Origin of the sequence: Rahnella sp. GSA61A (genome assembly GCF_019969905.1) — a bacterium.
Lineage (GTDB): Bacteria > Pseudomonadota > Gammaproteobacteria > Enterobacterales > Enterobacteriaceae > Rahnella > Rahnella aceris.
The window spans coordinates 1-24,230 of sequence record NZ_JAHXYO010000004.1; the positions used below are offsets into that span (position 1 = coordinate 1).

The 24,230-nt window shown below is 53.7% G+C and carries 22 protein-coding genes and 1 pseudogene; 13 read left to right on the forward strand and 10 right to left on the reverse strand.

The genetic code is table 11. The annotated features are described in order from the left end of the window. Positions 1-1,043, forward strand: a 1,043-nt coding sequence (locus LC431_RS06465) for a hypothetical protein (RefSeq protein WP_223509505.1), incomplete at its 5' end; no start/stop codon positions are given. Beyond that, the gene (locus LC431_RS06470; protein WP_013578035.1) at positions 1,043-1,861 is read left to right on the forward strand and encodes a hypothetical protein; all 819 of its coding nucleotides are present in this window, start codon (positions 1,043-1,045) and stop codon (positions 1,859-1,861) included. The genes LC431_RS06465 and LC431_RS06470, both read left to right, overlap by 1 nt. A gap of 34 nt (positions 1,862-1,895) precedes the next feature. On the opposite strand, the gene LC431_RS06475 is transcribed toward LC431_RS06470, so the two are convergent. Beyond that, positions 1,896-2,654: an alpha/beta hydrolase gene (locus LC431_RS06475; protein ID WP_112151465.1), complete on the reverse strand. Its 759-nt coding sequence runs from the start codon at positions 2,652-2,654 to the stop codon at positions 1,896-1,898. Positions 2,655-3,441: 787 nt separating this feature from the next. Between LC431_RS06475 and pqqU the strand changes: the two genes are divergently transcribed. Together pqqU and LC431_RS06485 are read left to right on the forward strand one after the other, a co-directional pair. Continuing rightward, complete coding sequence (gene pqqU, locus LC431_RS06480) at positions 3,442-5,595, forward strand: TonB-dependent receptor PqqU (RefSeq protein ID WP_013578037.1); 2,154 nt, start codon at positions 3,442-3,444, stop codon at positions 5,593-5,595. 178 nt (positions 5,596-5,773) lie between these two features. Further along, the gene (locus tag LC431_RS06485; protein WP_013578038.1) at positions 5,774-8,173 is read left to right on the forward strand and encodes a glucose/quinate/shikimate family membrane-bound PQQ-dependent dehydrogenase; all 2,400 of its coding nucleotides are present in this window, start codon (positions 5,774-5,776) and stop codon (positions 8,171-8,173) included. Positions 8,174-8,244: 71 nt separating this feature from the next. On the opposite strand, the pseudogene LC431_RS06490 reads toward LC431_RS06485, so the two are convergent. Both LC431_RS06490 and LC431_RS06495 read right to left on the reverse strand, forming a co-directional pair. Next, positions 8,245-8,466, reverse strand: a pseudogene (locus LC431_RS06490) (hypothetical protein); the annotation flags it as partial. Further along, positions 8,447-9,349, reverse strand: a complete 903-nt coding sequence (locus LC431_RS06495) for an AraC family transcriptional regulator (protein WP_013578040.1) — start codon at positions 9,347-9,349, stop codon at positions 8,447-8,449. The gene LC431_RS06495 and the pseudogene LC431_RS06490, both read right to left, overlap by 20 nt. A gap of 134 nt (positions 9,350-9,483) precedes the next feature. On the opposite strand from LC431_RS06495, the gene LC431_RS06500 reads away from it, so the two are divergent. The 3 genes from LC431_RS06500 to LC431_RS06510 are packed head-to-tail and all read left to right on the forward strand — an operon-like array spanning position 9,484 to position 11,629. After that, entirely contained in the window at positions 9,484-10,227 is a 744-nt protein-coding gene (locus tag LC431_RS06500; RefSeq protein WP_013578041.1) for an SDR family NAD(P)-dependent oxidoreductase, read from the forward strand. Positions 10,228-10,244: 17 nt separating this feature from the next. Next, positions 10,245-10,649 carry a VOC family protein gene (locus LC431_RS06505; RefSeq protein WP_013578042.1) on the forward strand — a complete coding sequence of 135 codons (405 nt, stop codon included), beginning with the start codon at positions 10,245-10,247 and terminating at the stop codon, positions 10,647-10,649. Continuing rightward, positions 10,646-11,629 carry a trans-acting enoyl reductase family protein gene (locus LC431_RS06510; RefSeq protein WP_223509507.1) on the forward strand — a complete coding sequence of 328 codons (984 nt, stop codon included), beginning with the start codon at positions 10,646-10,648 and terminating at the stop codon, positions 11,627-11,629. The genes LC431_RS06505 and LC431_RS06510 overlap by 4 nt, the downstream gene beginning before the upstream one ends. Here the strand turns inward: LC431_RS06510 and LC431_RS06515 are convergent. From LC431_RS06515 to LC431_RS06540, 6 genes are all read right to left on the reverse strand, one after another. Further along, the gene (locus LC431_RS06515) at positions 11,602-12,261 is read right to left on the reverse strand and encodes a LysR family substrate-binding domain-containing protein (RefSeq protein ID WP_014416637.1); all 660 of its coding nucleotides are present in this window, start codon (positions 12,259-12,261) and stop codon (positions 11,602-11,604) included. The genes LC431_RS06510 and LC431_RS06515 overlap by 28 nt on opposite strands. A 296-nt stretch (positions 12,262-12,557) precedes the next feature. Continuing rightward, positions 12,558-13,202, reverse strand: a complete 645-nt coding sequence (locus LC431_RS06520) for a hypothetical protein (protein ID WP_013578045.1) — start codon at positions 13,200-13,202, stop codon at positions 12,558-12,560. Positions 13,203-13,400: 198 nt separating this feature from the next. Then, complete coding sequence (locus LC431_RS06525; RefSeq protein ID WP_013578046.1) at positions 13,401-13,640, reverse strand: DUF1272 domain-containing protein; 240 nt, start codon at positions 13,638-13,640, stop codon at positions 13,401-13,403. A 212-nt stretch (positions 13,641-13,852) separates the two neighbouring features. Further along, complete coding sequence (locus LC431_RS06530; RefSeq protein ID WP_013578047.1) at positions 13,853-14,224, reverse strand: VOC family protein; 372 nt, start codon at positions 14,222-14,224, stop codon at positions 13,853-13,855. Positions 14,225-14,321: 97 nt separating this feature from the next. Next, a complete protein-coding gene (locus LC431_RS06535) occupies positions 14,322-15,011 on the reverse strand; it encodes a YafY family protein (RefSeq protein WP_223509508.1) in 690 nt (229 codons plus the stop codon). Between the two features lie 39 nt (positions 15,012-15,050). After that, entirely contained in the window at positions 15,051-16,472 is a 1,422-nt protein-coding gene (locus LC431_RS06540) for an MFS transporter (protein WP_013578049.1), read from the reverse strand. Between the two features lie 134 nt (positions 16,473-16,606). Between LC431_RS06540 and LC431_RS06545 the strand changes: the two genes are divergently transcribed. Continuing rightward, positions 16,607-17,512: a LysR family transcriptional regulator gene (locus LC431_RS06545; RefSeq protein ID WP_112151461.1), complete on the forward strand. Its 906-nt coding sequence runs from the start codon at positions 16,607-16,609 to the stop codon at positions 17,510-17,512. Between the two features lie 4 nt (positions 17,513-17,516). Here LC431_RS06545 and exoX read toward each other — a convergent pair whose 3' ends face one another. Next, positions 17,517-18,179: an exodeoxyribonuclease X gene (exoX, locus tag LC431_RS06550; protein WP_013578051.1), complete on the reverse strand. Its 663-nt coding sequence runs from the start codon at positions 18,177-18,179 to the stop codon at positions 17,517-17,519. Positions 18,180-18,567: 388 nt separating this feature from the next. Between exoX and LC431_RS06555 the strand changes: the two genes are divergently transcribed. Genes LC431_RS06555 through LC431_RS06575 form a run of 5 tightly spaced genes read left to right on the forward strand, consistent with a single transcriptional unit; the run spans position 18,568 to position 24,215 of the window. Further along, a complete protein-coding gene (locus LC431_RS06555; RefSeq protein WP_037033211.1) occupies positions 18,568-19,722 on the forward strand; it encodes a mandelate racemase family protein in 1,155 nt (384 codons plus the stop codon). A 51-nt stretch (positions 19,723-19,773) separates the two neighbouring features. After that, positions 19,774-21,417 carry an ABC transporter substrate-binding protein gene (locus LC431_RS06560; protein WP_370633754.1) on the forward strand — a complete coding sequence of 548 codons (1,644 nt, stop codon included), beginning with the start codon at positions 19,774-19,776 and terminating at the stop codon, positions 21,415-21,417. 41 nt (positions 21,418-21,458) lie between these two features. Continuing rightward, complete coding sequence (locus LC431_RS06565) at positions 21,459-22,475, forward strand: ABC transporter permease (protein WP_095925839.1); 1,017 nt, start codon at positions 21,459-21,461, stop codon at positions 22,473-22,475. Continuing rightward, the gene (locus tag LC431_RS06570) at positions 22,472-23,377 is read left to right on the forward strand and encodes an ABC transporter permease (protein WP_095925468.1); all 906 of its coding nucleotides are present in this window, start codon (positions 22,472-22,474) and stop codon (positions 23,375-23,377) included. The genes LC431_RS06565 and LC431_RS06570 overlap by 4 nt, the downstream gene beginning before the upstream one ends. Further along, complete coding sequence (locus tag LC431_RS06575) at positions 23,349-24,215, forward strand: ABC transporter ATP-binding protein (protein WP_095925840.1); 867 nt, start codon at positions 23,349-23,351, stop codon at positions 24,213-24,215. The genes LC431_RS06570 and LC431_RS06575 overlap by 29 nt, the downstream gene beginning before the upstream one ends. Positions 24,216-24,230: the final 15 nt, after the last annotated feature.

Sequence of the window (24,230 nt, forward strand, 5' to 3'; positions counted from 1 at the left end):
GCTTATTGAACGATTTTCTGAATATGCCCGCCACGCGCAGCGCGCTGAAGTATCTGAAAATTTATAACCCTTACCGTTTCCTCGAGGAGAAATTACGCGGCGTGATCGACAGCCTGGACGTCTTCGACCTGTTAAGTGTTTTTGATGAGCTCCTCTCCGTCACCAAAAAACTTCTCGATAAAGTCACGGCCTGGGGCCCGGCATCGTTAAAGCAACCCGTAGCCGCGTTGTTGAACATGCTGATGGCAGTACGTCGCAACGCGGACCGGATGCTAAGTAAAGCCCTCGGCCCCGTCACGGATTTACTGGAAAAACTGGCAAACCGCCTGCGTGTTGAAGGTGACAATGCCTACCGCGCGCATGTGGGCACCAACGTACACCTCTACGGCGGCGAACGGGCGGCTAAAGAAGTGGAGATGTTTAAGCAGGAAAAACCGGATTGGGTGGATGTTGGGGTATCCGTGGAGAAATATAAGCCGATTAAAAAACTATCCAAACCACAAATCGTCCAAATTGACCAAGGCTGGCCAGACATTAAAAACATGCCTCACCGCAAAACACCTTTGAATGGGAAATTTAATACTTTCGATAATTCCATGACAGGCGTTGAAATTCCCCCGGGTGAAATTATCTATCGGGTCATTGACCCAAACTCTTCAGACAACAGCATCTGCTGGATGCGTAAGGCAGAGTTTGAAAAACTGACATCGAAAAGTGACTGGCGTAAAAACTTTGCCGTATGGAAAAGCTGGAATGAAAACGGGGAATATGTCGTTTACACCGTTCCGCCGGGGCAACCGCTTAAAGTCTGGGAAGGTCGCGCTGCAACACAAGTTAATGAGAATGCCAAAGAATATTCGCTGGAAGGTGGAGCGGTACAAATCGTACTGGACCCGTCGCAGCTTAGAAAAGAGTTTACCGGTGAGCGGCGTAAAACCGGCTGGGGCTATGGTGATGTGGCCGGTGACCCTGTCAGCCCTTATCTGGGGCTACCGAAGCTAGAGAATAAAAACAACTGGTATGAACCAAAAGGAAAAGAATAATGGGTATTTTACATCCGCAGGAATGTTACTTTTTAGAAAAATTTATCTCAGCAGAACATTATGCCGAAACCCGTGATGCCATTATTGCTTATATCGATGCACATGAGGAAGCACTGGCAAGATATAAACGTGAAATGCCGCTTAACGCCAGAAAGCTCCCACAGTGGCAACAGGCCGATGTGGTATGGGAGTCTCGGGTGATGCCTAATATCAGGCCAATGAAAGAACGATACATGAAAGCTTATATCCTACGAACTCATAACGATATCAAAGCATTCGATATCGGTCATGCTATGAGCAATATTAACAAAGGTATTGTCGAGTTTTGGAATGGCTGGATGAAGGAGGAGGATATTTTAAATATCTCTGAATTAGAATATAAAGCATCAGCATTAGACAATAGACTGTCATATACTTTGCGCGGCAATTGGGACGACGGGGATTTGACCTATACCGGCTGCGGAAGCTTATATTCAAACATTGAACTCCCAGCAAAAATACCTTGTTATGAACTTGATCCTTCCGTAAGAATAGAAATAGGACAAAATCCCGAACAAACAGGATTCTATCTTCCGGATATTAAGTTTGCACCAGCCCGGTTTATTCCCGAGGACTTTGGGCAACCAGTCCCTGCATCTCAGGGCATCAGGCGCAGTAACTGGTCAGACCCAGACACAGGTGAAAAAGATTACGGTTGGGAAGAAACTGAGTGGACCGAAACCGGCTGGACCCTTATCCGTCGGGTTGAAGGCGAATTTATCGATGTGCCGCCAGAAGGTTTTTTCCCAAAAGGATTACCGGAAGAATTATACGGCTGATCAAAGTGTTCGCCTTAGTCCGCCGTCAATAATTTTACTTCACTGCCCCCATTGCCGCCTGCTCAATCAGTGCGGCCACTTCTTTTGGATGTGATTCATAAACGGAATGGCTGGCGCCTGCGATTTCCACGGTGTGGCTGTGTGCGCGTTTGGCGTACATGCGTTCTAAATCAGGGTTAATGATCTTGTCGGCCTTCGCCACCATGTACCAGCTCGGTTTCACTTTCCAGGCCGGATCAGGAATGTTCGCAGTAAATACGCTGGCGGATGTCAGCATCTGGGCCTGCGCTTCAAATTCAGCCTGTTTACGTGGCAGGTCTGCGGCGAAATCAGACGGGAAATTGGCCGGATTGATGTACAGGAAACCGTCCGGCGTTTTCACAAACGGATGCGCGGAGTTCGGGAATTTCTTACCGTTAATCGCTTCGGTTTCCCCGTTGTCCAGCGCATGCGCCGCGATATACACCAGCCCCGCTACGTGCGGATCGTTGCCTGCTTCAGTAATAATCGCGCCGCCATAACTGTGGCCGACCAAAATGGCAGGGCCGTTTTGTCTGTCCAGAATACGTTTAGTGGCTGCAACGTCTTCGGCAAACGACGTCAGTGGTTCCTGTACCAGTGTCACTTTATAGCCATCGCGGGTCAGAATGTCATACACCGGACGCCAGCCAGAGCCGCCAACAAACGCGCCGTGAACCAGCACGATATTTTTCACTGGCGCAGCGGTGGCTGCCTGGGAACCGAACGCCGCAGTGGCGGCAAACAACAATGTTGAAACTACACGTAAACGCATGGCACGACCTCTTTTACTGTGATCAGAAATGAAACTCAGTGTGTGATGCCACTTTGCGTGTGGCGCTCTGACAGAGGAGTGACCTGCGGATGACAAAAAAGTCATAAAGCCGCTGACCCGCAGGATGCGGTGAAAACGTTTCCCCGGGTTTATTTGCGGGTATTTTAAGCGCTGTGAGAATTCTCCATTTTATATCTTTTGTAAAGACGCCACGGTTTCATTACACGGAACTTATCGTCTGAAAAAACAGCGATGAATATGCCGCTGTCTTGAAATAGTGGTCTATATTTATTCTGAGGTCTGCGCCTTCGTCTGGATTTCGAAAGACAAAAAGGAATTAGCCAGCTGAAAATATTCTCTGATAAATACGCATCAGGTGCATTTTTGTTTTCCGGTAAATCACCTAATTATCAGTTGGTTGTATATTGTGTAATCGTTACCACTGAGGCGCGGATAAATACCGGGAGATCGTTGGATGATTTTTCGAATGAAAGCGGATGTTTATTTTGTATCGGAATATAAACGCTATCAGACGAATAAAACCCTGTATTTTGCGCGGAGATAGAATTTGAAAATGGCGTCAGATGTACACTGCGTGCGGTATTTTGTTAAAAAGTTATATTTGTAAAGTTGCGTATGTACTAACAAGAAGAAAAAATCTATAGTGAGCCCCTTCACGGCTCTCAATCAGATTGGTCAATTTATGTCTACTTCTTATGTCCAGAATTGAGAGATGCGTCGTATTTTTTGACTCAACCTTTTAACGTAAAACAAAAGAACTCATAAAGTGAACGCCAAAACCTCTGCTTTTATCATCACGTTTTTGTCATTTTTTAACCCGGTATCAGTCAGTTACGCCCAGTCTTCGACAGCGTCGCCGAAAGATGATGCGGGTGACACCGCCGGCTCATCAACAATGATGGTCATCAAGCGTGAAAGCACCGGTAAATTATCCGAACTCGATACCCCGGCGGCAGTCAGCGTGATTGATGGCGGGGATTTCAGAAACAGCAAAGCGCAGGTCAATCTGTCTGAAAGCCTTGGCAGCGTCCCCGGTTTACAGGTTCAGAACCGCCAGAACTATGCGCAGGATCTGCAACTTTCCGTTCGCGGATTCGGCAGCCGTTCCATGTATGGCGTGCGCGGTGTGCGTATTTACGTTGATGGTATTCCTGCCACCATGCCGGACGGGCAGGGACAGACCTCCAATATCGATCTGAACTCGGTAGAGCGTGTTGAAGTGCTCCGCGGGCCGTTCTCAGCGCTGTACGGCAACGCCTCCGGCGGCGTGGTGAACGTCGATACCCAAACCGGTTCACAGCCTGCCAAACTGGAAGCGGGCACTTATTTCGGCAGCTACGGTTCGTTTCGTAACAGCGTCAAAGCCAGCGGCGCAACCGGCGACGGCACCCATGCCGGTGATGTGAATTACCTGATTTCCGGTTCCCGTTTCACCACTGACGGCTACCGTGACCATAGCGGTACGCAGAAAAATCTCGGCAACGGCAAACTGGGCGTGCGTATTGATGATGACAGTACCCTGACGCTGATGTTTAACAGCGTGTCCGTGGATGCCAACGATCCGGGTGGCCTGACAGAATCTGAATGGCATGATGACCCGAAGCAGGCCAAACGCGCCGATCAGTACAACGCCCGTAAGAGTCTGGATCAGACACAAGTCGGGTTACGCTATCAGCGTCAGATGGGCGAAAACGACGAGTTCAGCCTGATGACTTATCACGGCGAACGCCACACGACGCAATACCAGACCATTCCGGCGGCATCGCAGAAAAATCCGCTGAACGCGGGCGGGGTGATTGTTCTGGAACGTAAGTATTCCGGTGTGGATACCCGCTGGAAACATGACGATCAGATAGGTTCCGTGCCGTTTTCCGTCACCGGCGGGCTGGATTATGAAACCATGACCGAGCGTCGTTTCGGTTATGAAAACTTCAATGATGAAGGCGATCTGGGCGTGAAAGGCGACGAACGCCGTAACGAAAAGAACGTGATGTGGAACCTCGATCCCTATCTGCAAACCACGTGGAACCTGACATCGCGCTGGACGCTGGATGCCGGTGCGCGTTACAGCACCGTGAGTTTCGACTCGCAGGATTATTACATTACCGGCAGCAACCCTGATGACAGCGGTTCGCGCCGTTATCACAAACTGCTGCCGATGGCGTCCCTGAACTATGCCGTGACGCCTGCACTGAACACTTATATTTCGGCCGGGCGCGGTTTCGAAACGCCGACCATTAACGAGCTTTCTTACCGCACCGACGGTAAATCTGGCCTGAATCTGGGACTGGAACCTTCCACCAGTAACACCGTGGAACTGGGCAGCAAATGGCGCGTGGGCAACGGTTTAGTGACCGCTGCCGTCTTCCAGACCGATACCGATGACGAGCTGATTGTGGCACAAAGTGTCGGCGGGCGGTCAAGCTACACCAACGCCGGTAAGACACGCCGTCGCGGTCTGGAACTGTCGTTAGATCAGCAGATTGAAGAAAACTGGCGCGTGAAAATGGCCTGGACGCTGCTCGATGCTACTTTCCGCAACGAGACCTGTGGCGCGGGTGATTGCACACCAGCAGGCAACCGACTGCCGGGTATTGCGCGCAACATGGGCTACGCTTCTCTTGAGTGGGCGCCGGTTGACGGCTGGCACGCGGGCGCCGATGTGCGATACATGAGCGACATTGAAGTAAACGACGAAAACAGTGAACAGGCCCCCGCTTATACCGTGGCCAGCGTGAATGCGGGTTACCGCTTCAACTGGAACAAAGTGACGCTCGATTTGTTTACCCGCGTCGACAACCTGTTCGACAGAAATTATGTCGGTTCTGTGATTGTTAATGAAGGCAATGGCCGTTATTTCGAACCGGCACCTGGCAGAAACTACGGTGGCGGCGCTACGCTTTCTTATAGTTTCGAATAACTTTTAGTCAGTACGTTCAGTCAGCAGAACAATGAACCACGCGGTGCTGCCCGTTACCTGCACTTTTTGAAGCGGGGCAGCACATGCAAGGAATGACACCCGGTGAGAACCGGATGTTCTTGAAGATTCGGCTCATGCCTGAATCGACGATTATAAAAAATCAGTAAGGTCATCAACTATGGAAACGAAAGCCTCGTTATCACGCATCGTCGTCATAATTACCGCTTTGTTCGCCGCGTTAAGCGGGATTTATCTTCTTGTCGGCGGTATCTGGCTGGCAAAATTAGGTGGTTCTCTTTATTACATTATTGCCGGTGTTATCTCGCTGGTTACCGCGTGGTTGCTGTATCGCCGTCGCTCTTCTGCATTACTGCTGTACGCAATCTTCCTGTTCGGCACCACGGTGTGGGCGGTGTGGGAAGTAGGCACAGACTTCTGGGCACTGACGCCGCGTTTAGACGTCACCTTCTTCCTGGGCCTGTGGATCCTGCTGCCGGTTGTGTATAACCAGATGCTGGCGAAAAATGCTTTCGCACGCGGCGCTCTGGCCGTTTCCCTGCTGTTCACCGTGATTGTGCTGGCGTACTCCGTTTTCAACGATCCGCAGGAAATCAACGGCACCCTTAAAGCTGCCGATGCTGCACCGGCAGCAACCGATTCCGGCGTTCCTGCCAGTGACTGGCCGGCCTATGGCCGTACTCAGGGCGGTACCCGTTACTCGCCACTGAACCAGATCAATGATAAAAACGTCAGCAAGCTCGACGTGGCCTGGACTTTCCGTACCGGTGACCTGAAGACCCCGAACGATCCGGGCGAAATCACTGACGAAGTGACGCCAATCAAAATCGGCGACATGCTTTACCTGTGTACGCCGCACCAGAAGCTGTTTGCTCTGGATGCCGCGACCGGTAAAGAGAAGTGGAAGTTCGATCCGCAGCTCAATTCTAACCCGACCTTCCAGCACGTGACCTGTCGCGGTGTGTCTTATCATGAGACCACACCTGCTGCACAAGGTGATGCGGCTAATGGCGCAGCGCCTGCTGTCTGTTCACGTCGTATCATTCTGCCGGTCAACGATGGCCGTCTGTTCGCGCTGGACGCTGAAACCGGCGCACGTTGCCCGGCATTCGGTAACAACGGTGAGCTGAACCTGCAAGGCAACATGCCTTACGCAACGCCAGGGCACTACGAGCCAACGTCACCGCCAATCATCACTAAATCTGTGATCATCGTGGCGGGTGCGGTTACTGATAACTACTCAAACCGCGAGCCTTCCGGCGTGATCCGTGGCTTTGATGTGGAAACCGGTAAACTGCTGTGGGCCTTCGATCCGGGTGCGGCTGAACCGAACAAAATCCCTGAAGATGGTCAGCACTTCACGCCAAACTCCCCGAACTCATGGGCGCCTGCGGCTTATGATGACAAGCTGGATCTGGTCTACCTGCCAATCGGCGTAGCGACACCAGATATCTGGGGCGGCAACCGTACTCCGGAAATGGAACGTTATGCGAGCGGCCTGCTGGCGCTGAATGCGACCACCGGTAAACTGGCCTGGTTCTATCAGACCGTTCATCACGACCTGTGGGATATGGACGTTCCGGCGCAGCCAACGCTGGCTGATATCACTGACAAGAGCGGCAACAAAGTTCCTGCGATTTATGTACCGACCAAAACCGGTAACATCTTCGTGCTGGATCGCCGTGACGGTAAGCTGATTGTTGACGCACCTGAAAAACCTGTTCCGCAAGGCGCAGCGAAAGGCGACCACGTTTCTCCGACTCAGCCGTTCTCCGAACTGACTTTCCGTCCGGAAGCCAAACTGACCGGTAAAGACATGTGGGGCGCAACGATCTATGACCAGCTGATGTGTCGTGTGATCTTCCACAAACTGCGTTATGAAGGCACCTTCACACCGCCATCCGAGCAGGGCACGCTGGTGTTCCCGGGTAACCTCGGTATGTTCGAGTGGGGCGGTATTTCTGTGGATACCGACCGTCAGGTGGCTATCGCGAACCCGATCGCACTGCCGTTCGTGTCTAAACTGATCCCACGTGGTCCTGGCAACCCTATGGAGCCAGATGAGAACGATAAAGGTGGTTCCGGTACTGAGACTGGCATTCAGCCACAGTACGGCGTGCCATTTGGCGTGACGCTGAACCCGTTCCTGTCTCCGCTGGGCTTCCCTTGTAAACAGCCTTCATGGGGTTACATCTCCGGCGTTGACCTGAAAACCAACGATATCGTGTGGAAAAAACGTATCGGTACCGTGCGTGACAGCTCACCATTACCGCTGCCGTTCAAAATGGGTATGCCAATGTTGGGCGCACCGATTTCTACCGCCGGTAATGTGTTCTTCATCGCAGCGACCGCAGATAACTACCTGCGTGCATTTGATATGAGCAACGGTGACAAACTGTGGGAAGCTCGTCTGCCAGCAGGTGGCCAGGCGACCCCGATGACTTACTCTGTGAATGGCAAGCAGTACGTTGTTATCGCAGCAGGCGGTCACGGTTCGTTCGGCACCAAACTGGGCGATTACATTATCGCTTACGCACTGCCAGACGCTGACGCTAAATAATTAGCTGTCATAAGCTCTGAAATCTGAAAGGCCGCGCAAGCGGCCTTTTTTATGGCTACAACGCCCGTAGCCATCACGCCGTGGCCGATAAAGCAGTTTTCCCCGACAGTGACATATTCACAAATAAAGGTATGCGACTGGATTTTTGTCCCCCGTCCGATGCTGGTGTTGGCCTGAATTTCCACAAAGGGCCCGACAAAAACGTCATCACCGAGAATACAGTCATACACATTAGCGGGTTCGTAAATCACCACATCCTGGCCTGCTTTCACATTACGGATTGTCACGCACATTGATGACCTTACGCAGATGGGCAACATCTTTTAGCGGTGGCAGACCAAAGATGCGGGCGTAATCCCTGTTAAACTGGGGCACACTCCTGTACCCCACTTCCTGGGCAACAAACGTCACGCTTTGTTGCCTGCCTAATAACATCGTTCTGGCATGAAGTAGCCTAACGCGCTTTTGATACTGTAAAGGACTCATGGCCGTGACGGCTTTAAAGTGACGATGAAAAGCCGATACGCTCATCGCCTCCCGTTCGGCCAATGATTCAACGACAAACTCTTCTGTAAAATTATGTCTTAACCAGCGAATGGCATTGCCGATTCGGGCCAACATCGTGCCCGGAGAAGCAATGTCCCTCAGCATCCAGCCATGAGGTCCTTTCAATACGTGATACAGAATTTCGCGCTCATAATTGGGCGCGAGGGCGGGGATATCGTCGGGGGTCTTCATCAGACGCAGCATTCTGACCCACGCATCAAGAAGTTCCGATGTCACTGAGGCAACAGAGAACGCGCCTTCCGGTCTGTTTTTCATGGCTGATTGAGGTAAATCGTCCAGCATAGCAGCCACCCGTTGAGGTTCCAGGGTCAGGCTCACCGCCAGATACGGTTCTCCCGTCGCAGACGGATGAACAGCACCCACTGCAGGTAAATCAACCGACATCACAAAATACGAGGCAGGGTCATAGTTGAAAACCCGGTCTCCCACCGTCATCGACTTACTTCCCCTGAGGATCAGATTGATCATTGGCTCATAAACCGCAGCCAGTGCCGAAGCCGGAATATTTCCCTGAACCATCGCGACGCGTGGGATCCCCGTCTCCGTTCGCCAGTTGCTGGCGTGTGCGGCAAGACCACAAAGCTCATCAAGCTGGGATTGCATCATCATGTCTTACATCCTCGGTCTCATCGTTGAAAGGAGCATAAAGCAGAAACAGGCAAGAATCGAGCAGGAACACGGAAGCCCCTGTTTGACCCTTACCTTACTATTACTCCAACGCAAACACAGAGAAAGGAAACATCATGAAAGTTATTCTTGTAACAGGTGGAAGCAGTGGTATAGGAGCCAGTACGGCTATCCAGTGTGCCGCACGCGGTATGGGCGTGGTACTCACCTACCATAATCATCCCGAAGCCGCTGACAAGGTTATCAAACAAATCGAAGCGACTGGCGGTAAGGCTATCGCTGTCCAGCTTGACGTTTCGCGCTCTGAAACTTTCCTTACCTTTAGGAAGACCCTTGAGGATTTACTACACCGTTTCTGGCAACGTTCTGATTTTGATGTACTGATCAACAATGCCGGTTTCGGCCTTTTTAACCCGATTGAAACGGTGACAGAAAATGAGTTCGACAGTCTGTTCAATGTTCACCTTAAAGGCCCGTTCTTCCTGACACAGGCTCTTTTGCCCGTCCTTGCTGATGGGGGGCACATCGTGAATGTGACCAGCGCAACGACACGCGTTGCGACTTCAGGTGTGGCGCCTTATGCCGCTTTCAAAGGAGGGCTCGAGGTACTGACACGCTATATGGCCAAGGAGTTTGGGCCACGCCGTATTCGCGCAAACGCTATTTCTCCAGGTGCCATTCGTACCGGCCTGGGCGGCGGCCTGAATGATGAGTTCGAAGCCTTACTCGCTTCACAAACAGCGCTTGGACGCGTTGGGGAGCCTGACGATGTAGGTAAGGCCATTGCGAGTCTGGTGTCGGATGAAAATGGCTGGGTTAATGCTCAGTCCATCGAAGTGGCTGGCGGCTATCACATTTAATGATGACAGGAGGCTCTATGATCGATCATATCTTTCTATCGGTGACTGAAATCGGGCGATCCGTTGCGTTTTACACCGCAGCCCTGGCGCCTCTCGGCGTCACCGTTCGCCTGGACTATGACGGAAATGATGGGCCGCCGGGGCATCCTGACCTCAAAGGCTTTGGTGCCAACGGCCGGATATTTTTCTGGCTGCGCGAGGGGGACGCTGCAGGCGGGGCCACGCACGTTGGCTTTGTCGCTAATAGCAAAGAAAGGGTTGATGAAGCCTATGCCGCAGCAATGAGTGCGGGAGCCGCTGACAATGGTGCGCCGGGCGCACGCCTTTATTATGATCCCCGTTATTACGCTGCCGGCGTTATCGATCCCGACGGCTACACCCTGGAATTCGTCTATAAAAGTTGGCAGCACACCTCATCATGAAAACATTACTTATTTACGGTGCCACCGGTTATACCGGACGCATGATTGCCAAACAGGCAAAAGACGCTGGTCTCAATTTCGTGATTGCCGGCAGAAATAAAGAAAAACTGGATGAACTGGCGAAAACATTGGACGTAAGGGCCCATGCTTTTGCGTTGGATGATGCCGGGGCTCTCCCTCGTCATTTAGACGGGATAACGGTTGTATTGAACTGCGCCGGTCCTTTTGCTCATACCTCAGAATCACTGATGCGAGCCTGCATTATTCAGGGTATTCATTACCTGGATATTACTGCCGAAATCAACGTTTATCGGCTGGCTGAGTCACTGCATGATCTCGCCTCCACGGCCAGGGTCATGTTACTGCCTGGTGTGGGATGGGATGTTGTGCCAACGGATTGTCTCGCGGTGACGATAGCTGAAAAGGTGCATGAGCCTGTACGCTTGAGAATTGCGCTGCAGGTTGCAGGCTCAATGTCACGGGGTTCGGCCTTCAGTGTGGGAGAGATTATCAGCGCGGGTCTGCTTGCCAGGGTCAATGGTGAACTGACGACGAAAACCGATGCCAAAACAGACTTTTTTGATTTTGGTGAAGGGAAAGTAGAATGTGCGCCACTCTCTTTCGGTGATCTTGTTACTGCATGGCATTCAACCGGCATTCCAAATATTGAAATGTATGTCCATGTGAGTGGCGATGCCTTTCCATCCGGAGATTTATCACGCTTGCCTGATGGCCCCTCTCAGGAAGAGCGCGCAGGTAATGTCGCTCGTGCAGTGGTAGAAATGACCGGGGTTGATGGTGACATTCACCATGCAGTCATTGAAACGGTCAACGGATATTCCTATACGCCACTCGCTGCGGTCGAAGCCGCCAGACGGGTGCTTAACGGAGTAAGCCAGCCTGGATTTCAGACGCCAGCTAAAGTATTTGGTGCAGATTTTGCGCTGAGTATTCAAGGGACGCGTATTTCCATACTTTGAGCCATAGGTGTGTAAAACCATGCTAAAGCTGCGCGGCAGTCAGTCTCGAGCATCTGTTCAATAAGATTGCGCACCGTTGGCAATCGCTCATGCCTTCGAAATAGTGCCGCCACCTCCGAAACAATAGCAGGGCCGGCAATTTCTCTGAAAACGACATTCGGCAATTGAATCGTGTTGATCAGCACACTGGGAATGATTGCGACACCCATACCCAGCGCTACTTGTGTCAACACCGCAACCAGAGTTCCGGGCGACGAGACGATATGTGGATCGAATTTTCCGCGCCTTGCGACCTCACGCAAGCCCAGACCTTGTTCTGGGATCACAAACGACTCATTGGAAAGCGCGCGCGGGAGAATGTCCGTCGACATCTTCGACAGAGCGTGGTCTGCCGGCAGAGCCACACAGAATCGGTCCCGTGCCATGACATGGCTGGAGACAGACAGAGGCAGATGCACGGGCGTTCGGACAAAAGCCAAATCTATCCTGCCTTCCTCCAGGAGTGGCAGGATCTGCTCGGTGGGTAATTCCTTCGTGTTAAGCATAACGTCGGGCCATTTATTGCGAAACCGCTGGACCTGTTCCTGGAGTACCCCAAAAAATGCCGCTGAACCAACATAACCTATCTCCACTCTTCCAACCTGACCCCAGACACCTACACGCAGTTGTAGCACGTGCCGATTACGGTAAGCTTCATAAGATAATGATCGGAGACAATAAGAATGATTTTGAGGCCGCCCAGGGATACGAAATGTCGTTTGCATTTGCAAATTGGGGTTATGGATCTCTGGTGGACGAGAGTGAAGCAGTCATTCTCAGAAAATTCATAGATATTCTCGACTTCGTAGATTTACCATCTTGATGAACCATCGTGTATTTGTTGACCACTTCAATGCCGGATGGCAGGGAAATCTGGACATAGGTTTCGCTATTTCCCGCAGCCTGTCACTTGCGGATAATTGCGGCAAACCAGCATGAGTTTATGTTTCGGTTCAAAACCTTTATCCAGCATGCATTGCTGAACTTTCGCGGCCTTAAGAATGGTCGGAACGAAAGGAACCGAGCCTAGCGGTTTCGGATATCCGCATTCATACATCATTTGTAACGCGAGCTTATCGTTCTCCACAGCGTGTGAAAAATGCAGTGAGGCGCCCGCTTTACGCCAGCTGATGAGCTGTGACTCATCCCGGCCTGAATCCGGTTTGATCGGGTGAAAACCCTTATCGGCGACAAAAGGTAGCGCTTCGAGCTGTCGCTGACTGAGCGGATGTCCCTGTTGTTTCTCGATGCAGGCAGGGGTGTTTTTGTAGTAATCGCAAATATGGAAATCGCCCTTATAGGTAAATCCTTTCCCCTCCATGCACTGGTAATACAGCACCGTTTCATTGTCGGTAAAAGAAGGTTCCGGCCCCGGAAGCGGGACGCCGCATTGCCCCATCGCAACACGCGCGTCATCTATGGTGCTGCCAGGGCGCTGCCACTGGGTTAAATCAGGCGGAGGCGGACATCCTGTGAGCAGAAAAACCGAACCGATCAGTGCAGATGAAGAAACCAGAGAAGTGATGCGGGGCATAAAAATCCTTTTTAATAATAATGTTATAGAATTCTTTGACTCCCTTTATGCAGCGGGAGTGGCAGGAGAAGGATAACTTTAGTTCAGTTTCAGGAAACAGAAGCGTTTATATGTCCTGAAGTAAGGAGAAGACAGATGACCGTTGTTTTGGATGAAGGCACGCCAGCGGCTGAAACTCTGGCGTGACACTGCGCGGAACTAAGAAGCACAGCCCTCTGGCTTAAATACCCGTGTTATGGACGCCGGATTATTGGCCAGTTTATTGGCCGGTCTGCGGGGACGGGCAACGAGTTCTCCGCCACAGTTGGGGCATATCCGGTGAAGTTTGTCTTCGGCACAGGTTACACAGAATGTGCATTCAAACGAGCAAATTCTGGCATCAGCAGCAGGGGGGAGATCGGTATTGCAACACTCGCAGTTGGGTCTCAGTTCCAGCATAGAATTTATCCTTCAACAGTATGACTTCAGGGATAACCATCAGACGTTCGCCGGTCTGTTTCGTCATAAACATATCCTGAAACAGGTGTTTGGGAAAGATCCGGCGCAAGGACTGACCGGAATAACGAAACATCTGCCGCAATCGCTGGAATGCGTATCAGAACCCGTTGATTTAAGCAGAGCGCCTGTGAGGGCGCTCCGGGTTGAGCTGTTTACTCTATCGACAACCGGTAAACCCGCAGGCGATACCCGTCAGGATCCAACGCGAGAAAGGTATAGCCGAAATCCATCTCAACAGGTTCCTGCATTATCTCAAGTCCCTTATCGCGCCAGAGAGAGCAGAGAGCATCGACCTGTTCATTGCTGTCAGCAGAAAAGACGATCTCACCATTTCCGGCATAACCTTCAGCGGCGGGTTCGACAGTATGCTTTGACCAAAGGCCCAGCCTCATCCCTGAGGGTAGAACAAACATGGCGAAAGTGGCTGAAGCCTCAACGGGTTGTTTTTCCAGAAGGTCTTCATAGAATCTGGCGCTGACCTGCGGATTGTTGACGTACAAAATAACGAAGTTTGAATCAATCATTAATGGCCCCTCAGGAATGAAAAGACATCCGGTTTGATGTCTGTTACTGAGTATCTTAGTGGCCACCACTGCCAGTTTCTGTCAGGAGTGATTCGGGTTACTGAGGTGAGATTTGTTCCTTATCCTGCCACTCTTTCAGCAATCTCTGACGCCGCCTTGGGTAGCGCTCATCCGTTCGTTTGAGAGACATAATGCAGTCGGTGCGGAAATGACGAAAGCTCTGACGCGACTCGCACCATGCGATCAGTATCTGAACCTGATCGAAATAACCGAGGGCAAATGGCCAGATCACCCGGGAGGAACTTTCATTTTTCAGGCTGCGATAAACAATTTCAATTTTACGTTCGTCTTTAATTGCCTGACGGATTTGCGGTAATAAGGCTGCGTCTGCGCCAGAATTGTCTGCTGGGCCGATGAGTAAGGTTGTCGATTCCAAAGACATGCGCAGATCTTCGGGCAGCACCGCTGCAATTTTGGCAAGCGCGTTTTTTGCTGCCGCGCTCAGTTGCCCGTCGCTACGTCTGGATACCCAGCGGGAACCCAACACCAGTGCCTGGATTTCATCCTCAGAAAACATCAGAGGAGGAAGCATGAAACCGGGGCGCAAAATATATCCCAGCCCCGGCTCGCCCTGAATATCGGCTCCCTGCTCCTGCAATGTTGCGATATCCCGGTAGAGCGTTCTGACGCTGATATTGAGTTCCGCAGCCAGCGTGAACCCGGTCACCGGAAACCGGTGGCGGCGGAGGATCTGAATTAAATCAAGCAAACGCTGGGAACGGGACACGGTGTTACTCTCTTAGGTATCGGTTATCTATTATTTCCATTATTTCTCCGCCTGCAAGTGACCGCGCTGACCTCGCAGGCGGCTGACGCTTATCACACTCGCCAGCACCGTCGCCATCACCGCCACCCACAAACTGACCTTCACCGCCTGCGCTTCGTGTAACACCGTGCTGGCAGAATAAAGTGTCAGGATGACCCCGACGCACGCGGCACCGAGACACTGGCCGAAGGTGCGCATAATGGCCAGTACGCCGGAGGCATAACCGCTGTTTTCCCGCGACGCATTGGAAAGCATTTCACGGTTGTTCGGGCTCTGGAAACAGCCGAAGCCCAGTCCGCAGATAAAGCTTCTCAGGCCGATATCCCAGACCTGGGGTTGCGCGGGGAGTTGCGCGAGTAACAGTAATCCCACCGCAAATACCGCCAGACCCACAGTAGAAATAATGGCGGCCGGATAACGGTCGGCAAGGCGTCCTGCATGCGGTGCCGCCAGAATAATCCCCAGCGGCCAGGGCGTGAAAAGTAATGCGGAAACAAAGGCGCTGTAACCGTAAACGCTCTGAAACAGGAACGGCAGCGCGACAAAGGTGATGCCCTGGCTGACGAATGAGGCCAGCGAGGTGAAGGCCGCCAGCGTGAACCGCGTGGAGGCAAACATGCCGAGCGGCAGCAGCGGTTTTGGCGCCCGACGCTGACGCCAGACAAAGGCCACGCCTGCAATTATCGCCGTCAGGCCATAGGTTATGGCGGTGGCAAGTTTGTCATTTCCCGGATGCGCAAAGGATTCTGCCGCCATAATCAGCGCGCCCAGTGCGACTGCCGATAAAATCGCCCCGGCAGTATCAAACGGCTGGCGCGTACTGGCGGGGTTTGATGGCACCACGCGCAGCGTAAGAATGACCGCAATAATGCCGAGCGGAATATTGATCGCGAACAGCCACTGCCAGCTCATCGCCGATAATATTGTCCCGCCCAGCACCGGCGCGACAGCGGTGCTGGTGGCGATCATCAGAGCATTCAGCCCCAGTATTCGTCCGAGAAGGCGGTTGGGGAAAACGGAGCGCAATATCGCCGGGCCAATACTCAGCGTGGCTGCTGCGCCAATTCCCTGAAGCACCCGCATGATAATCAACATGTCGAGCGATGATGACAGCGCACAACCCAAAGAGGCAAGGGTGAACACCGTCAGTCCGGCGGCAAACAGCGGACGGAAACCGATGCGGCTGGCCAGCGCGGCGAAGATTGCCAGTGTCATGGACGCCGACAGCAGATAACCGTTCGACACCCAGACCGCTGCACCTGCCGAGATATCCAGTGCATGTGCAATCTGTGGCAGTGCGATGTTGACCATCGAACCGTCGAATACCGCCATCGTTGCCATGATCATCACGGCGGCCATGGCAAATCCCCGTTCACGGCCGGGTAATCCTTCATCGCCTGGTTTGTCGGAAAATAATTCCATAACGCATTCGCCTTATTGATATTGAGTCAGGTAACTATACCGGCAGGTAATATAGTGCGGAAGACGCAGCATCTGCACTTAATACCTGCACCAAACGCCTTCTCTCATTATTGCCATTGCGTTACTCTGTTCAGATGACTGAACCCGATCTGAACTTACTTATTGCACTTGATGTGCTGCTGGCTGAAGCAAGTGTAGCCGCTGCTGCCCGACGTCTGGGATTAAGCGCCTCTGCTATGAGCCGTACACTGGGTCGCCTGCGCGAAACCACCGGCGATCCGCTGCTGGTGCGCGCCGGACGAAATATGGTGCTGACGCCTTATGCCGAAGAAATCCGCCAGCGCACCCGGAATGTGGCGTTTGAGGCGCGCGCCCTGTTGCGGCCTTCATCAGCAGATTTCAATTTAGCCAGACTTGAGCGTACTTTCCTGATCCGTTCCAACGATGGTTTTGTGGTGGCATTTGGCGCGGCGATGATTGCCGCCGCTGCGCAGGTGGCCCCGTCCGTATGTCTGCGATTTATGCCAAAACCGGAAAAAACCTCAAATGCGTTGCGGGAAGGGCGGGTGGATCTTGAGATTGGTGTTTTAGGCGAAATGGGACCGGAAATTCGTTTGCAAACTTTGTTCCGCGACAGGTTTATGGGCGTGGTGAGAAAAGGTCATCCGCTGGCGCTTAAGAAAACGATTACCGCGCACGAATACGTGTCGTTCGGGCATGTTGTCGTTTCACGTCGCAACAACACTTACGGACCTGTGGATGACGCGCTGGCCGAAGTCGGGCTGAAAAGGAAAATTGCCGCCGTCGTGCCGGGTTTTTCCGCCGCCCTGGCGATTGCGCAAAACTCCGATCTGGTGGCGCTGATCCCCGCGTCATTCCTGATTGCTGAGCCAGACCGGTTATATGCTTTCGAACTGCCGCTGGAAACCCGTGAAATCACGATTTCTCAGATGTGGCATCCGCGTTCAGAAGTTGACCCGGCGCACCGCTGGCTGCGGCAACTGGTGTTGGGTGTGTGTCGTGATAAGGTGCCGCTGTAACGGTTTACTCTACCTCCAGATAATGCCTGAGTGTCATCCGCAGGTCAGGCGTTAATTCTTTGATGTTATTCAGCATCCAGCGCAGGTACATCGGGTCGTCTTCGGCGATTTCAGCAATTTTCCTGCCGCGATATTTCCCAAACATCATGGTGCTCACCAGCGCAGGGCGGCCGGTAATGGTCACCATTTCTTCCGGTGTCCAGCCTGATTCATCCATAATGCGGATAAGTAACGCGGCGGTGATGTAGCAGTCAAACAGCGCGCGGTGATGATGCAGATCCGCAGGCGTTGCCACGTCCAGCTTGAGGGATTTGTACAGCGCCATGTTGCTGTATTTGATCCCCGGCCATAAACGGCGGGAAAGTTTCACGGTGCAAATCCAGTCACCCGGCATATCGGGTAGCATGCGCTGGTCAAAGCTGGCGTTATGGGCCACATAATATTGGCTGCCGTGATAACGCGGAATGATCTCTTCAATCCACGGTTTGTCGGCCACCATGGCCTCGGTAATTTTGTGGATGGCCATTGCCTGATGGCTTATCGGCCGGTCGGGGCGCACCAGATCACTCATCGGGTTGACGATTTTCCCGTCTTCAATGTCGACCGAAGCCACTTCAACCACGCCGCCTTGTAATCCACAAGTTTCCGTATCAATAACGCGCAACATATTCCACTCCGACTGGTCAGCAAACACCTTCTAAAAACGTTAGCCTAACGGATTGACTTCCTCGTGCCCACTTTTCTCATCACAAAGTAAAGGCCGCAATATCCCCCTACATCCCATCCGTCTATTTCCTGTACAGATCACACTTCCCCTCACTTTCGTGAAAATGCTCACATTCCGTCGTGCAGATGCCCAAATCTACCGGCAAATTTTCGGCTTTTAGCCGTGGAAATGCGTCACCAAACTGGCTAAGTTCAATAATGAAACGCTATTTTATTATTGTTGGATTGCGGTTTTAAAGAAGTGTGAGTGTGCTCACACTGCTGAATGGACGCGCAATGACGAAGCGCTCTGAAGGGCGTTAACTCTCTCAGTAATGGCAGGTATCGCTGTGAAAATAAGTTCTGTTGAAGTCTCTGTTTTTACTTATCCGACCCGTCGCGTTTCTGACAGCGCGGGTCATTCTCATCCGGGTGAAGAAAGTCAGGCGAAAATGGCCATGTTAACGATCACCACTGACGAAGGTGATTGCGGGTATTCGTTCGCACCGCCTGAAGTGGTGCGTCCGCATGTGGTGAACGCATTTTTCAGGAAAGTGCTGATAGGCCAGAACCCGTTCGACCGCGAACGCCTCTGGCAGGATTTGGTTCACTGGCAACGTGGCAGTGCGCATCAGCTGACCGAGCGGGCACTGTCGTTTGTCGAGCAGGCATTGTGGGATCTTATTGGCCGCAAACTGAATATGCCGGTGCACAAACTGCTGGGCGGTTTTCGCGAAAAAGTCCCGGCTTACGGCAGCACCATGTGTGGCGACGAACTGAAGGGCGGGCTGTCGACGCCGGACGAATTCGGGCAGTTTGCCGAAAAACTGGTGGCCCGCGGTTATCAGGCTATCAAGCTGCACACCTGGATGCCGCCGGTGGCATTTGCGCCGGATCCGAAAATGGACATCAAAGCCTGTGCCGCCGTGCGTGAAGCGGTCGGGCCGGATATCGAACTGATGCTCGACGGCTATCACTGGTACAGCCGCAGTCAGGCGCTGACCATCGGTAAGGCGCTGGAAAAACTCAACTTCGCCTGGTTCGAGGAACCGATGGAAGAAGAGAGCATGGCTTCTTATGCCTGGCTGGCGGAAAACCTGTCTATCGACGTGATCGGGCCGGAAAGTCTGGGTGGCAAGCACCACAGCCGTGCGGACTGGGTGAAGGCCGGTGCCTGCGACATTTTACGCGCCGGTGCCAACGGCGTCGGCGGCATCTCGCCGTGCATGAAAGTCGCCAGTCTGGCGGAAGCTTTTGGGATGGACTGCGAAGTGCACGGCAACGGCGCGGCGAGTCTGGCGGTGGTCGGCGCAATCCGCAACTGTCGCTGGTACGAACGCGGTCTGCTGCATCCGTTCCTGGAATACGACGAACCTGCTGCATACCTGAACAGCATTGTTGACCCGATGGATGAACACGGCTTTGTTCATCTTTCTGACCGCCCCGGCCTCGGAGAGGACATTAATTTTGATTACATAGAAACCCATACCGTCAGCCGCGACTGACCTGCGGGCAGAAAAAATAATAAACCTCTGACTCTACCCGGAAGGTACATCATGAACTCTGGCAAACCGTGGGGCGCATGGCTTTTCGCGCTCCTGCTGATGACGGCTGGCTGGACGGTGCAGGCGAAAACGCCGCCCGACCAGCTGATCATCGGCATGAACATGAATAACCTGTTAACGCTCGATCCGGCAGCGATGACCGGCAATGACATTGTCGGCATCGTGGTCAATCTTTACGACCCGCTGATTGAACTGGATCCGCAACAACTGACCAATGTGCGCCCGGCGCTGGCGACCTCGTGGGAGGTCAATGCCGACCGCAACCTCATCACCTTTCATCTGCGCGACGGCGTGAAATTCCACTCCGGTAATCCGGTCACCGCCGACGATGTGGTGTGGTCGATGCGCCGGATCCTGCACCTCAATCTGGCGCAGGCGTCGGTGTGGAAATCCTACGGTTTCAGCAAAAAGAATGTCGATGAGATGGTGCGTTCGCCGTCTCCCGGTATCGTCGAAATTCAGTTGCCTAAACCGAATGACCCGAAACTGGTGATCTACTCGCTGGCCGCGCTCGGCAGCGTGGTGGCGCTGGACAGCAAAACCGTGCAGGCGCATGAAGTGAACGGCGACTGGGGCAACCGCTGGCTGACCACTAACGAAGCCGGTTCCGGCCCGTTCCGCCTCGATAACTGGCAGGCGAAAGACGTGCTGAACATGAGCCGTAATCCGCAGTACTGGCGCGGCGAGCCGAAACTTTCCCGCGTGGTGTTCCGTCATTTTCAGGAATCCCAGACATTGCGCCTGATGATTGAAAAAGGCGATCTGGATATTGCCAATAACATGGCGGTGTCCGACGTTAAGGCGCTGAGTCACGACCCGGCCATGCAGGTCGATCAGGTGAAAAAAGGCACCATTTATTACGTGGCAATGAGCATGAAAGAGCCGCATTTCGCCAACCCGAAAGTACGCGAAGCGGTGCGCTATCTGATTGATTATCAGGGTATCGGCAAGGCGCTGATGAACGGCTATGGCATTGTGCATCAGCGGCCGATTCAGGTCGGTATGCCTGCCACGCTGCCGGATCCGGGTTATACGCTGGATATTCCTCGCGCCAAAACCCTGCTGGCGGAAGCCGGTTATCCCGACGGTTTTGATACCACGCTGCGGGTGCTGGCCGATCAGCCTTTCCTCAATATCGCCATTGCCGTGCAGTCGACGCTGATGCAGGCAGGCATTCGCGCCAAAATTGTCACCGGTACCGGCAACCAGATTTACGGCGCGATGCGTGAACGTAAGTTCGCGATGCTGGTCGGGCGTGGCGGCAGCGGCGTGGAACCGCATCCGCATTCCAGCCTGCGTGCGCTGGTCTATAACCCGGACAACAACGACGCGGCGCGGCTGACCAATTTTCAGGGCTGGCGCACCGGTTTTTACGACAAGCAGCTGAATGCGCAGATTGATCAGGCGCTGCTTGAACGCGATCCGGAAAAACAGAAACAGGATTACTTCGCCATTCAGCAACGCTACGACGCGCTGATCCCGGCGCTGGTGCCGGTATCTCAAATGGTGGATTCCATCGTGGTGCGCAGGGATGTCAAAAATTACCTGCCGCATCCTTCCGCGACCACCTTCCTGCGCGATGTCTGGAAAGACGAACCTGCCGACGTGCAGCCAACCGGAGGTAAAGGGTTATGACCATGCAAATCCCGGCTCCTGCAACAAAGCAAACGGCGCGGATGTCATTCCCTGCCGGGCGCATCGGCAAACGGCTGGTACAGGTGGCGATCACGCTGTTTGGCCTGTTGCTGCTGACGTTTTTCATCGGGCGTGTGATGCCGGTCGATCCGGTGCTGGCGATTGTCGGGCCGGACGCCGACCACAGCACCTATGAGCAGGTTTACCACCAGCTTGGCTTTGATAAACCGCTGTGGACGCAGTTCGGCATCTACCTTTACGGGCTGGCGCACGGCGATTTAGGCAATGCGCTGCTGACCGGTAAACCGGTGACGCAGGACATTTTGCGCGTCTTCCCGGCCACCATGGAACTGGCGACGCTGGCGATCATTCTCGGCGCGGGCGTCGGTATTCCGCTCGGCGTACTGGCGGCGGCAAAACGCAACAGCATCGCCGATTACGTGGTGCGCATCATCAGTCTGGCCGGGTATTCCACCCCGATATTCTGGGTCGGCATGATGGGTTTACTGGTGTTTTACGCCTGGCTCGGCTGGGTCGGCGGTGCCGGTCGGGTGGATTTCAGTCTCGACGGGCAGGTCACGCGCCACAGCGGATTTATGCTGATTGACGCGCTGATCGCCGGAAACGGGGAAGTGTTCCGCAACGCGCTCAATCACCTGATCCTGCCTGCGTCACTGCTCGGCTTTCACTCGCTGGCCTACATCAGCCGTATGACCCGCAGCTTTATGCTGGCGCAGCTTTCACAGGAATTCATCATTACAGCCCGCGTCAAAGGGCTGAGCGAATGGCATGTGCTGTGGAATCACGCGTTCCGCAACATTCTGGTTCAGTTGCTGACTGTGGTGGCGCTGGCATACGGCTCACTGCTGGAAGGCGCGGTGCTGATCGAAACCGTGTTTTCGTGGCCGGGCTTCGGTTCGTATCTCACCAGCAGCCTGATGCTGGGCGACATGAATGCGGTGATGGGCTGTGTGCTGGTGGTCGGCATGATTTTCGTGGTGCTGAATTTGCTCTCTGACCTGCTGTATCAGGTCTTTGATCCGAGGACAAAAGTATGACGATTTCCCTCGATTCCGTCACGCTCAGCGCGGGTGACGAAAAACGTCAGCGCGTGAAAAGGGCGGTTGGCCGTGTCGGCCATTTTCTGTGGCAGATGGCTTGTAATCCGCTGACGGCCATTGGTGGCGCGATTGTTCTGGTGCTGATGATTGTGGCGATATTTGCGCCGTGGATCGCGCCGTTCCACCCGCTGGTGCAGGATTTAAACAACGCGCTCAGTCCGCCGTCGGCCACGCACTGGTTCGGCACGGACGAGTTTGGCCGCGATATTTTCAGCCGTCTGGTGTACGGCTCGCGCATCACCTTGTATATCGTGCTGCTGGTGTCGGTGACCGTCGGGCCGCTCGGGTTACTGCTCGGCGTGACGGCCGGGTATTTCGGCGGCAAAACGGACATGGTGCTGATGCGCGTTACCGACATCTTCATCTCCTTCCCGAGTCTGGTGCTGGCGCTGGCGTTTGTCGCCGCGCTCGGGCCGGGGCTGGAACATGTGGTGATCGCCATAACGCTCACCGCCTGGCCGCCGATTGCGCGTCTGGCGCGTGCCGAAACGCTCTCGCTGCGACAGGCTGATTTTATCTCGGCGGTGCGGTTACAGGGCGCGAGTCCGCTGCGGGTTTTGTGGCGTCACATTGTGCCGCTGTGCCTGCCATCGGTAATCATCCGAATCACCATGAACATGGCCGGTATCATTCTGACTGCTGCCGGTCTGGGCTTCCTCGGCCTCGGCGCACAGCCGCCGGATCCGGAGTGGGGCGCGATGATTTCCAGTGGTCGTACTTACATGATGGAGTGCTGGTGGGTAGCAACCATTCCCGGTCTGGCGATCCTGATTAACAGCCTGGCGTTCAACTTTTTAGGAGATGGCCTGCGTGACATCCTCGATCCCCGTAATGACTGACGCTCCGGCGTTACTCGATGTGCAGGATTTGCACGTCAGCTTTGTGAATGGCCGTCAGGTCACGCAGGCCGTACGCGGCGTGTCCTTCCAGCTTGGGCGTGAAAAACTGGCGATTGTCGGTGAATCAGGCTCGGGGAAATCCACTGTGGGCCGCGCGTTGCTGCATCTGCATCCGTCGAAAGCGCGCATCACCGCCAGCAAAATGCAGTTCGCCGACGTCGATTTGTTGCACGCCAGCCCGAAACAGATGCGTCAGGTGCGTGGCAAGCGGATTTCCATGATTATGCAGGACCCGAAATACTCGCTGAATCCGGTGCTGTGCGTCGGGGATCAGATCGCCGAGGCGTGGCGGTCGCACCACAAATGCTCCTATCACGAGGCCAAAAGCAAAGTGCTGAACATGCTCGATGTGGTGCGTATCCGCGACCCGGAACGGGTGTACGGCCTGTATCCGCACGAGATTTCCGGCGGACAGGGGCAGCGCATCATGATTGCGATGATGCTGATCACCGACCCGGAAATGGTGATCGCCGATGAGCCGACCTCGGCGCTCGATGTGTCGGTACGTTTACAGGTGCTGGCGCTGCTCGACGATCTGGTGAAAACCCGCGGTCTGGGGCTGATTTTTATCAGTCACGACATCAATCTGGTGCGCAGTTTCTGCGACCGCGTGCTGGTGATGTACGCCGGACGCATCGTTGAATCTATCGCTGCCACCGATCTGGATAACGCACAGCATCCGTACACGCGCGGCCTGCTCAATGCGCTGCCGGACATGGATAACCGCCGTTATCCGCTGCCGGTGATGCAGCGTCAGGCCAGCTGGCTGACCGATTAAGGAGCACCTATGCCA